Origin of the sequence: Neobacillus paridis, assembly GCF_016765675.1 — a bacterium.
GTDB lineage: Bacteria > Bacillota > Bacilli > Bacillales > Cytobacillaceae > Neobacillus > Neobacillus paridis.
In genome coordinates this window covers 1-919 of the sequence record NZ_JAESWB010000363.1, presented here as the reverse complement: position 1 = coordinate 919, position 919 = coordinate 1, and the positions used below count along the sequence as shown (strand labels likewise).

The following is a 919-nucleotide window of genomic DNA, read 5'->3' as shown; positions in this document are numbered from 1 at the left end:
TATCTGCACCCGACCTACGCCGTCACACCGGACCGGGAACCGTTGGGAATATTGGACGCCTGGATATGGGCGCGTGAACCGCTGGATGAGAACGGACGACGCGACGGCATCAAGGAAAGTACCCGGTGGATCGAGAGCTATGAACGCGTGGCCGAACAGGCTGCAATGTTGCCCGAAACCCGCCTGGTCTATGTGGCGGACCGGGAAGGCGATATGGCCGCGCTTATGGAACTGGCCGATACGCTTGGTCATCCTGCCGACTGGTTGATTCGTGCTCGGCACAACCGCAACCTGGCAGAGGGAGGCAAGCTCTGGGACAAGGTAGAGGCCAGTGAGGTGCTTGGCGAGATTGCCTTTATCCTGCCGGGACGTTCTGGTCAGAAGGCACGGCAAGTCAGGCAGGAGCTACGCGCAAGTCGCCTCCAGTTGCCGGGCAAGGGACAGCTCGAAGTGACGTGCATCGTGGCGCGGGAAATCGATGCGCCGGCAGGCGTGAAGCCNCGCCGGCAGGCGTGAAGCCGGTGGTGTGGCGGCTGGTGACGAACCGGCTGGCGCCAGACCGGGAAGCCGTGATCGAGCTCATCGATTGGTATCGGGCGCGCTGGGAAATAGAACTGTTTTTTAACGTGCTGAAAAACGGCTGCAAGGTCGAAGCCTTGCAACTGTCGCAGATGGACCGGGTGGAACGGGCCCTGGTGCTGTACATGATCGTAGCGTGGCGCATCGCCCGGCTCATGCGCTTGGGCAGGACCTGTCCGGACCTGGATGCATCGCTGTTCTTCCACGCTGACGAGATCAGAGGTGCCTATTTGCTGGCGAAGAAAGCACGCCCCACGAGTGCACCGACGCTCAACCAAATGATTCGGCTGATCGCATCGTTAGGCGGCTTCCTTGGTCGCAAGGGCGATGGCGAACCGGG

Annotated in this window: 1 pseudogene; it reads left to right on the top strand. The window is 61.4% G+C overall.

The features are described from left to right. Nucleotides 1-919, top strand: a pseudogene (locus tag JK635_RS29215) (IS4 family transposase); the annotation flags it as partial.